Annotated in this window: 9 protein-coding genes and 4 tRNA genes; 4 read left to right on the plus strand and 9 right to left on the minus strand. The window is 55.6% G+C overall.

The window, feature by feature from the left end; translation table 11 throughout:
* Positions 1 to 316: 316 nt before the first annotated feature.
* A tRNA-Arg gene (locus ACIOYV_RS21375) sits at positions 317 to 393 on the minus strand.
* 290 nt (positions 394 to 683) lie between these two features.
* Between ACIOYV_RS21375 and ACIOYV_RS21380 the strand changes: the two genes are divergently transcribed.
* Positions 684 to 917: a hypothetical protein gene (locus tag ACIOYV_RS21380; RefSeq protein WP_401326810.1), complete on the plus strand. Its 234-nt coding sequence runs from the start codon at positions 684 to 686 to the stop codon at positions 915 to 917.
* 21 nt (positions 918 to 938) lie between these two features.
* Complete coding sequence (locus ACIOYV_RS21385) at positions 939 to 1118, plus strand: PA3371 family protein (protein WP_401326813.1); 180 nt, start codon at positions 939 to 941, stop codon at positions 1116 to 1118.
* Here the strand turns inward: ACIOYV_RS21385 and phnN are convergent.
* A complete protein-coding gene (phnN, locus tag ACIOYV_RS21390; protein ID WP_401326815.1) occupies positions 1093 to 1665 on the minus strand; it encodes a phosphonate metabolism protein/1,5-bisphosphokinase (PRPP-forming) PhnN in 573 nt (190 codons plus the stop codon). The genes ACIOYV_RS21385 and phnN overlap by 26 nt on opposite strands.
* Positions 1666 to 2051: 386 nt before the next feature.
* Between phnN and ACIOYV_RS21395 the strand changes: the two genes are divergently transcribed.
* A complete protein-coding gene (locus tag ACIOYV_RS21395; protein WP_003178899.1) occupies positions 2052 to 2378 on the plus strand; it encodes an Arc family DNA-binding protein in 327 nt (108 codons plus the stop codon).
* A gap of 101 nt (positions 2379 to 2479) precedes the next feature.
* Here the strand turns inward: ACIOYV_RS21395 and mgtE are convergent, their stop codons facing one another.
* Complete coding sequence (gene mgtE, locus ACIOYV_RS21400) at positions 2480 to 3922, minus strand: magnesium transporter (protein WP_054044736.1); 1443 nt, start codon at positions 3920 to 3922, stop codon at positions 2480 to 2482.
* Positions 3923 to 4242: 320 nt separating this feature from the next.
* Here mgtE and ACIOYV_RS21405 point away from each other — a divergent pair, with 320 nt between their 5' ends.
* Positions 4243 to 4761, plus strand: coding sequence for a cell envelope protein SmpA (locus ACIOYV_RS21405; protein WP_401326818.1), 519 nt, complete (start codon positions 4243 to 4245; stop codon positions 4759 to 4761).
* A 19-nt stretch (positions 4762 to 4780) separates the two neighbouring features.
* Here ACIOYV_RS21405 and ACIOYV_RS21410 read toward each other — a convergent pair.
* From ACIOYV_RS21410 to alaS, 6 genes are all read right to left on the minus strand, one after another.
* Positions 4781 to 4857, minus strand: a tRNA-Arg gene (locus ACIOYV_RS21410).
* 72 nt (positions 4858 to 4929) lie between these two features.
* A tRNA-Arg gene (locus tag ACIOYV_RS21415) sits at positions 4930 to 5006 on the minus strand.
* Between the two features lie 107 nt (positions 5007 to 5113).
* Positions 5114 to 5204 (minus strand) — tRNA-Ser (locus tag ACIOYV_RS21420).
* Positions 5205 to 5266: 62 nt separating this feature from the next.
* On the minus strand, positions 5267 to 5455 hold the full coding sequence (csrA, locus tag ACIOYV_RS21425; protein ID WP_003178872.1) for a carbon storage regulator CsrA: 189 nt from the start codon (positions 5453 to 5455) through the stop codon (positions 5267 to 5269).
* A 186-nt stretch (positions 5456 to 5641) separates the two neighbouring features.
* Entirely contained in the window at positions 5642 to 6883 is a 1242-nt protein-coding gene (locus ACIOYV_RS21430; protein ID WP_054044740.1) for an aspartate kinase, read from the minus strand.
* A gap of 90 nt (positions 6884 to 6973) precedes the next feature.
* Positions 6974 to 9556: alanine--tRNA ligase (alaS, locus tag ACIOYV_RS21435; RefSeq protein ID WP_401326821.1), on the minus strand; the 2583-nt coding region annotated here is incomplete at its 5' end.

Here is a 9556-nt window from a genome sequence, read left to right on the forward strand (position 1 = left end):
CTGAAGCAACTCACTGCCGAAACCTGCGTAACTCTTTGTTTACCAAGGAGTTTTCCGTTTCGACTGCGCCGGAAGTGGGGCGAATTATAGACTTCTAGAATCTGCCGTCAACCCCTGATTCAGCTTTTCTATCAGGAACCTGCAAAAGCCCCGAAAACAGCCCCAATCCCCTCTATAAAGAAGCGCTTCTATATAGAAGGAATCCGCAACCACTCGAAAGCAGCCGCAGAAACGCATCCAGACCCAATATCCCCACAGGATGCGATTGGATTCCAGAAAGAGGATTCGGACTGAACGAAGTGGATTTGTAAGGAGGTGGTGTCCCAGGGCAGGTTCGAACTGCCAACCTTCCCCTTAGGAGGGGGATGCTCTATCCAATTGAGCTACTGAGACACAAGATCGCCCGCGAGGACCGCGGCACGATGACGGCGAGCATGTTAACGGGCAGGCCTGCTTTTGTCATGTCGTCCTTAGGCTTTTTAAGTGTAGGCAAACGCCTACCGCTCCCACGGCATTGATTACCGTGCAAATTGCATCACCCCAAAACGCCATCATTGCAAATTGCACTACGGACCCTCAGAGATTTAATGCTAATTCATTGTTTTTAAAGGATTTAATAGGCGTTAGACTCTTGGCATGCAGACTGCTTCAGCTGTTCTCCAAGAACAATGGAGGATAACCCCATGAACGGCGCCCTTTTACTCTCGAATGCGATCGCCCTGGCTTTGCTGCTTGGCTTTCAATTCATTCCCGAGAGGGACTCCGAAGTGGTTGCCAAGCGCATGCCCCATTACCTCCAGTTGCAGAAAGCGCCTCAATTGGCGGTCATGAGTGATCAGCAGGTTTGGGTAAGCCAGGATGTTAGCCAAGAGAGCACTCTGCTACAGGCGCCCTCCTCCGAACGATTGGTATTTTGAATTCCCTACCAGGAGCACCACATGTCCAAATCAGCCGCCGGATTTTTTATCCTGGCCTTGTTGAGCGGCATTCTTCATCTTTGTTTGGTTCAGGAAGCAACGCTTACCGTGCCGTTGATTGCGTGCGGCGTGTTCGCTTCGCTGTTCGTGTTGGCGCTGATCGCCGGTCGACGGATCAAATTTGATCCGGTTTTACGCTGAGCGTCAGCAGATTCAAGAGATTGTTAACCGTGACAGCCAATTCGCCGGAATTATCGATTCGATGGATACGCGCATGACCAATCGAATCGTCCGCTACAAATAGTCCATTGCGCCGGATCCTGGCGTCGATCTCTTCCAGGTTCTCGCGCCCCCGCCGCAACAACCGCTCACGCAATACGTCATCCTTGACCGTCAGCAATACCGGTACCAACTCCGGATAACGCTCCAGGGCGACGGGCAGATAACCTCGAGAGCCATTGACCAGCACATGTCGACCATCGCGGAGCCATTGATCAATTTCGACGGGAATACCATAAGCCAGGCCATTAGCACGCCATGAAAGCGAAAAGCCCCCCTCCTCCCTGCGCCGCTCGAACTCTGCCGGAGAAACTCCCACGGCATCTTCACCCACGGATTCGGCCGAACGCGTGATCACACGCCGCACCACTTCGCACCCCAGTGCTTGCAAAGGTTCGCGAGCCGCTTGAATGAGGCTGTCTTTACCCGATCCGGAAGGACCCATCAGATAAATCAATCTGCCATCCATCCCGAAATCATCTCGCACTGTGCTTCGCCTCTAGCAAATCGGCCATTTGCCACTATCCTATACAAGGTAAGGAATGATAATCGAATCCGCATAGCATGCACCTCCAGGCGCCTCTGGACATCACCTGCCGGGCAAGAGGACGCGGCCAGTGATGCGGACCAGAGCAAACTTTTCAAACCAGTCCGCATTTCTGATAATTGGTGCTGGCATAACGCCTTTATCCAGTTCAATATTTGTCACAGAATTGACGCCAATGAACTGGCAAATTTGAGGCATGATGCGAGCCTCTATCAATTCAGGTTGAACATTTGGCCAGAGTGCTTGTCCTATCAGACATCCTGCGGCCAATCCCGAGAACCGCTCCCCTGAACTAACCGGTTAAATATATGCGCCCATTGAAACAGGCAATTTATTCCAGCCGTACGGCTGACAAGTTCGTCGTACGTCTGCCAGACGGAATGCGTGAACGCATTGCCGAGGTGGCTCGCAATCATCATCGCAGCATGAACTCCGAGATCATTGCGCGCCTTGAGCAGAGTCTTATTCAGGAAGGTGCACTGGGCGAAGAGCTGAGCATGCGCCTGGACAGCCCGGAGCTGTCGTTGCACGAACGTGAACTGCTGCAACGTTTCCGCCAACTCTCCCACCGCCAGCAAAATGCCCTTGTTTCGCTGATTGCTCATGACGCTGAAATGGCCGCAGACGCGTCCTGATTTACCCCAAAAAATTCAAGCCAGCATAATCGCTGGCTTTTTTTTGCCTTGAATTTGAGGCATAAAAAAACCCGCCAATCTGGCGGGTCTTGTAATACGACTCAGAGCAGGAAGATTGTCGCCAACCCAAGGAAGATGAAGAACCCGCCACTGTCGGTCATGGCCGTGATCATCACACTGGCGCCCATTGCCGGGTCGCGCCCCATACGTGCAAGGGTCATGGGGATCAATACCCCGGCCAATGCCGCCAGCAGCAGGTTCAGCGTCATCGCTGCCGTCATCACCACGCCCAGGGACCAACTGCCATACAGCAGATAGGCGACGACACCAATTACACCACCCCACACCAAACCATTGATCAAACCGACCGCGAGCTCTTTGCGCATCAAGCGCGACGTATTGCCGGTACTGACCTGGTCCAGCGCCATGGCCCGAACGATCATGGTGATCGTCTGGTTACCCGAGTTACCGCCAATGCCCGCCACGATCGGCATCAATGCCGCGAGTGCCACCAGCTTCTCGATAGAGCCTTCGAACAGACCAATCACCCGGGAAGCTACAAACGCAGTCACCAGGTTGACCGCCAGCCAGGACCAGCGGTTACGCAAGGATTTCCAGACTGACGCAAAAATGTCTTCTTCTTCGCGCAGACCCGCCATGTTGAGAACTTCGTTTTCGCTCTCTTCACGAATCAGGTCGACCATTTCATCGATGGTCAGACGGCCGATCAGCTTGCCGTTCTTGTCGACCACAGGCGCAGAGATCAAGTCGTAACGCTCAAACGCCTGAGCAGCGTCATAGGCATCTTCGTCCGGGTGGAAACTCACCGGATCACTGGCCATGACATCAGCAACTTGTTTATCCGGGTCGTTGACCAGCAACCGCTTGATCGGCAACACGCCCTTGAGCACGCCGTCGTAGTCAACCACGAACAATTTGTCCGTATGCCCCGGCAACTCTTTAAGACGACGCAGATAGCGCAGAACCACTTCAAGACTGACATCCTCACGGATAGTCACCATCTCGAAGTCCATCAGCGCACCGACTTGCTCCTCGTCATAGGACAACGCGGAGCGAACGCGCTCACGCTGTTGACCATCAAGGGTTTCCATCAACTCATGGACAACGTCTCGCGGCAGCTCGGAGGCCAGGTCAGCGAGTTCGTCGGCGTCCATGTCCTTGGCCGCAGCCAGGAGCTCGTGATCGTCCATGTCGGCGATCAGCGTTTCACGAACCGAATCGGATACTTCGAGAAGGATGTCGCCGTCACGATCAGCCTTGACCAATTGCCAAAGCGTCAGACGATCGTCCAGCGGCAAGGCTTCAAGGATGTAGGCAACGTCGGCGGAGTGCAGATCATCGAGCTTGCGTTGCAACTCGACGAGGTTTTGCCGGTGAACCAGGTTCTCGACCCGGTCGTGATGCGGACCTTCCTGGCGATGCGTCAGGTCTTCGACCACACGCTGACGCTGCAACAGCTCAACGACTTGAGCGAGGCGGTCCTGCAAGCTTTCCTGCGTTTTCTTTACTTCAACTTCGGACATAGGCGAACTCCACTCCCAGCAGCGGGGCACGCCGGAAGGATCAATCAGTCAATTCATGATTGGAAAAACGGGGTACTGAGTAACTACTGGGTAAGTCCATGGAGGTTTTCCATAAGCCCCGGCGGGGCTGACGGGCGCAATGATACACCGCCTGACGCTTTAAAACGTTAAAAAATCGTGGTTGAAACAAGCGCTTGCAAGACAAACCTGAGCGCTGCCCTTATCCATCAAATTGCGACGACTCATCCTGAAAAGAAAACACACCGCAGCCTGAATATGTAGCGACTACCCTTCAACCAGAACGTCATGGAGGACGCCGAATGCCATCGAACACACACCTTCTTTTACTCACCACCCTGCTCTACCTGCCGCCCAAGGCCCTTGCCGCAACCATTCACCGATGCGAGACAGCTGATGGGCGCATTACCTTCACTACGATGAGCTGCAGGGCCGGAGAGAGCCTTTCACTTCAGGATGTGCGCCCATTCATGCCAGGCACCATCGTTGCAGTCATGCCCGAAGCCACACCCCAGGAAACCCCAGGCACACATGCGCAACAGAAGGAAATGACCGTTGTCGGCCAATCCGAGGATAAATGTGGAAATATGATCGACGCCAAACAACGTCGCGAAGCGATCATCAATCAGCGCGTCGTGGCCGGGATGAGTCAGCAGGATGTTGAGAGCTCGCTCGGCAAGCCGGACAAGATCAGTATTCGCAATTCAGCCACGGGCTACCGGTATGACCTCAAGCGAGGCCGAAGTGCTCACGTTGATTTTGATGAGAGAGGATGCGTCAAAGGAAAAGCCAAATCCCAGACGGCAAAAAGCCCGCGTTAAACGCGGGCTTTTTGGTGTTTGGTGCACTCGACAGGATTCGAACCTGTGACCGCTCGGTTCGTAGCCGAGTACTCTATCCAGCTGAGCTACGAGTGCATTTTGTGTTTTTAAACCAGACCACAACTGGCTGAAGCAAAGTCGCTCGCATTACTGCAAACAACTCTTAAATGGTGCACTCGACAGGATTCGAACCTGTGACCGCTCGGTTCGTAGCCGAGTACTCTATCCAGCTGAGCTACGAGTGCATTTGTTGCCGCGCATTATAGGCCGTCTAATCTCTATGTCAAACACTTTTTCTAGTAATTTCAACAACTTACCGAAGAAGCCAGATTACAACGTACTACGCAAATAATGGCGGAGAACGGGGGATTCGAACCCCCGACACCCTTTTGAGGTGTACTCCCTTAGCAGGGGAGCGCCTTCGGCCACTCGGCCAGCTCTCCGCAACACGGGGCGTATCTTAACCAACCTTTTCCCCGTTTGCAAACATAAAAAACGATAAAAATTAATGGCTTGGTTCGTCGTCCTTCTCTTTCTTGATCCGCAAGTAGATTTCCTCACGGTGAACAGCAACCTCTTTAGGCGCGTTAACGCCAATACGCACTTGATTTCCTTTGACGCCGAGCACGGTCACGGTGATTTCGCCATCACCAATAATCAGGCTTTCTGCGCACCGACGAGTCAGAATCAGCATACCTTTCTCCTCACGCATTACAGTTCAGGGACAACAGTCTGCAAAAAAAAGGCACTCGACCTACAACCGTTACGATCGCAGCCCTACATGCCTGAGTATTGACCAGCGCGAGCAAAAGAACAGTTCCTGGGTCGCGCTATTCAAAAAAGACGAAGGGCGCGGTCAGACCGCGCCCTTCGGTAAACGTCACTCGCCCTGACGGGCAGGCGCGTCCAGTTCGAAAGCCGTGTGCAGAGCGCGCACAGCCAGTTCCAGATACTTCTCTTCAATCACGACGGAGACTTTGATTTCCGACGTCGAAATCATCTGGATGTTGATGCTTTCCTTGGCCAGGGATTCGAACATGCGGCTGGCCACACCGGCGTGAGAACGCATGCCGACGCCGACGATCGAGACCTTGGCGATCTTGATGTCACCCACGACTTCACGGGCACCGATCTCGCGAGCGGTGTTTTCCAGCACGGTTTGTGCGGCCTGGAAGTCATTGCGATGTACGGTGAATGTGAAGTCGGTGGTGTTATCGTGCGCAACGTTCTGCACGATCATGTCGACTTCAATGTTCGCGCCACTGATCGGCCCAAGAATCTTGAACGCAACACCCGGGGTGTCTGGCACGCCACGGATGGTCAGCTTGGCTTCATCGCGATTGAAAGCGATGCCGGAAATGATCGGCTGTTCCATGGTTTCCTCTTCATCAATAGTAATGAGGGTGCCCGGACCCTCCTTGAAGCTGTGCAGTACGCGCAGCGGAACGTTGTACTTGCCGGCGAATTCCACCGCACGGATCTGCAACACCTTGGAACCGAGGCTGGCCATTTCCAGCATCTCTTCAAAGGTAATCTTGTCCAGGCGCTGGGCCACGGACACGACGCGTGGGTCGGTGGTGTAGACGCCATCCACATCGGTGTAGATCTGGCATTCATCAGCTTTCAAGGCTGCTGCCAGTGCCACGCCGGTGGTGTCGGAACCGCCACGACCGAGGGTGGTGATATTGCCGTGCTCGTCGACGCCCTGGAAACCGGCGACAACTACTACGCGACCTGCCTTCAGATCACCACGAATCTTCTGATCGTCAATCTGCAAGATACGCGCTTTATTGTGCGCGCTGTCCGTCAGAATCCGCACCTGGTTACCGGTGTAGGACACCGCTGGCACGCCGCGCTTGATCAGCGCCATGGCCAACAGGGCAATCGTCACCTGCTCACCGGTGGAAACAATCACGTCCAGCTCACGCGGAACCGGTTGACCGTCACCACTGATTTGCTTGGCCAGATCGATCAGACGGTTGGTCTCGCCGCTCATTGCAGACAGCACAACCACCAGGTCATCGCCAGCATCGCGGAATTTCTTAACCTTGTCGGCGACCTGCTCGATTCTCTCGACGGTGCCGACCGAGGTGCCTCCAAATTTCTGTACGATCAAAGCCATTTCAAAGCCGCCTCTGCCCATGAAGGGCGCCCAATAATCACTCAAACAGTTGCCGAACCCGTCACTAGACCACGGGTTCGGCAAACCGCCTTATAAACCCTGCTCTACAAATGGAACAGTCAGGGCCAATGCCGCGTCCAGCGCGCCAGCGTCTACACCACCGCCCTGCGCCATGTCCGGACGACCACCGCCCTTCCCGCCCACTGCCGCAGCGGCTTGCTTCATCAAATCACCGGCTTTGAGTTGGCCAGTCAGGTCCTTGGTTACGCCTGCAACCAGAACGACCTTTTCCTCATGGACACTGCCGAGCAGGATCACTGCGCGGCCGAGTTTGTTCTTCAATTGATCGACCAGCGCCAGCAGCGCCTTGCCGTCCTGACCGTCCAGACGCACGGCCAGCACTTTCACACCTTTGACATCCAGTGCAGAAGCCGACAGATCGTCGCCCGCCGCGCTGGCTGCCTTGGCTTGCAACTGCTCGAGTTGCTTCTCCAGCAGACGGTTGCGCTCCAGCACAGCCGACAGCTTGTCGATCAGGTTGTCGCGGCTGCCCTTGACCAGGTTAGCCGCTTCCTTGAGTTGTTCTTCCGCAGCGTTCAAGTATGCCAGCGCCGCGGCGCCGGTGACCGCTTCGATACGACGCACGCCGGAAGCCACACCGCCTTCGCTGATGATTTTCAGCAGGCCGATGTCGCCGGTACGCTTGGCGTGGATGCCACCGCACAGCTCGACGGAGAAGTCGCCGCCCATGCTCAGCACGCGCACGTTGTCGCCGTACTTCTCGCCAAACAACGCCATGGCGCCTTTTTGCTTGGCGGTTTCGATGTCGGTTTCTTCGGTTTCAACCGCGGAGTTCTTGCGGATCTCAGCGTTGACGATGTCTTCCAGGGCCTTCAACTGCTCAGGCTTGATCGCTTCGAAGTGGCTGAAGTCAAAGCGCAGACGCTGACTGTCGACCAACGAACCTTTCTGCTGAACGTGTTCGCCCAGCACCTGACGCAATGCGGCGTGCAGCAAGTGCGTCGCCGAGTGGTTCAGCGAAGTGGCGTGACGGACCTCGGCATCGACGTGGGTCTCAACCGGCGCGCCGATGGTCAGGCTGCCCAACACCGCCACACCGTGATGCAGGAAAGCACCGCCAGTCTTGGTGGTATCACGCACGTCGAAACGGCTGCTGCCGACTTGCAGATAACCGCAATCGCCGATCTGGCCGCCGGACTCAGCGTAGAAAGGCGTCTGATTGAGGACGATCACGCCCTCTTCGCCTTCACTTAATACGTCGACCGACTGGCCTTCTTTATAGATAGCGACAATCTTCGCCGAACCGCTGGTGGCTTTATAGCCGGTGAACTCAGTCGCCACGTCAACTTTGACCAGCGTGTTGTAGTCCAGGCCGAACGAACTTGCCGAACGCGCACGCACACGCTGGGCTTCCATCTCGCGCTCGAAGCCGACTTCGTCGACCGTCAGGTTGCGTTCGCGGGCGATATCAGCCGTCAGGTCCATCGGAAAACCGTAGGTGTCATACAGCTTGAACACCACGTCGCCCGGCACCACGGTGCCTTTGAGTTCCAGCAGATCCTGCTCGAGAATCTTCAGGCCGTGCTCCAGGGTCTTGGAGAACTGCTCTTCTTCAGCCTTGAGCACGCGCTCGATGTTGGCTTGTTGCTGCTTGAGTTCCGGGAAGGCTTCGCCCATCTCGGCCACCAGCGCGGCAACGATCTTGTAGAAGAAGCTGCCAGTGGCGCCGAGCTTGTTACCGTGACGGCACGCGCGACGAATGATCCGGCGCAGTACATAGCCGCGACCTTCGTTGGACGGCAGCACGCCGTCGGCGATCAGGAAACCGCACGAACGGATGTGGTCGGAAACCACCTTGAGCGAAGACTGGTCGTCATTGCTGCAACCAATCGCCTGGGCCGAAGCGCTCAGCAGGTTCTTGAACAGGTCGATTTCATAGTTGGAATGCACGTGCTGCATCACCGCACTGATCCGCTCCAGGCCCATGCCGGTGTCTACCGATGGCGCTGGCAGCGGATGCAACACGCCGTCGGCGGTGCGGTTGAACTGCATGAACACGTTGTTCCAGATTTCGATGTAACGGTCGCCATCTTCTTCCGGCGAACCCGGTGGGCCACCCCAGATGTGGTCGCCGTGATCGTAGAAAATCTCGGTGCAAGGACCACACGGGCCGGTATCGCCCATGGTCCAGAAGTTATCGGACGCGTACGGCGCGCCTTTGTTGTCGCCGATGCGAATCATGCGTTCGGCAGGCACACCGATCTGCTGGGTCCAGATGTCATAAGCCTCGTCATCCGTGGCATAGACGGTTACCCAGAGTTTTTCCTTGGGCAGTTTCAGGACACCGGTCAGGAAGGTCCAGGCGTAGGTGATCGCGTCGTGCTTGAAATAGTCACCGAAGCTGAAGTTACCCAGCATTTCAAAAAACGTGTGGTGACGAGCGGTATAACCGACGTTTTCCAGGTCACTGTTCTTGCCACCGGCGCGCACGCATTTCTGGCTGCTGGTCGCACGGGTGTACGCACGTTTTTCCTGGCCCAGGAAGCAGTCCTTGAACTGGTTCATCCCCGCGTTAGTGAACAGCAGGGTTGGGTCGTTGCCCGGAATCAAAGAGCTGGAGGCTACACGGGTGTGGCCTTGCTCTTCGAAGAA

Source organism: Pseudomonas sp. NPDC087342 (genome assembly GCF_044744265.1).
Classification (GTDB): domain Bacteria; phylum Pseudomonadota; class Gammaproteobacteria; order Pseudomonadales; family Pseudomonadaceae; genus Aquipseudomonas; species Aquipseudomonas nunensis.

Coding starts and splice junctions, on each gene's coding strand:
- ACIOYV_RS21380 (WP_401326810.1), top strand. CDS start 684: ATGAACGGCGCCCTTTTACTCTCGAATGCGATCGCCCTGGCTTTGCTG.
- ACIOYV_RS21385 (WP_401326813.1), top strand. CDS start 939: ATGTCCAAATCAGCCGCCGGATTTTTTATCCTGGCCTTGTTGAGCGGC.
- phnN (WP_401326815.1), bottom strand. CDS start 1,665: ATGGATGGCAGATTGATTTATCTGATGGGTCCTTCCGGATCGGGTAAA.
- ACIOYV_RS21395 (WP_003178899.1), top strand. CDS start 2,052: ATGCGCCCATTGAAACAGGCAATTTATTCCAGCCGTACGGCTGACAAG.
- mgtE (WP_054044736.1), bottom strand. CDS start 3,922: ATGTCCGAAGTTGAAGTAAAGAAAACGCAGGAAAGCTTGCAGGACCGC.
- ACIOYV_RS21405 (WP_401326818.1), top strand. CDS start 4,243: ATGCCATCGAACACACACCTTCTTTTACTCACCACCCTGCTCTACCTG.
- csrA (WP_003178872.1), bottom strand. CDS start 5,455: ATGCTGATTCTGACTCGTCGGTGCGCAGAAAGCCTGATTATTGGTGAT.
- ACIOYV_RS21430 (WP_054044740.1), bottom strand. CDS start 6,883: ATGGCTTTGATCGTACAGAAATTTGGAGGCACCTCGGTCGGCACCGTC.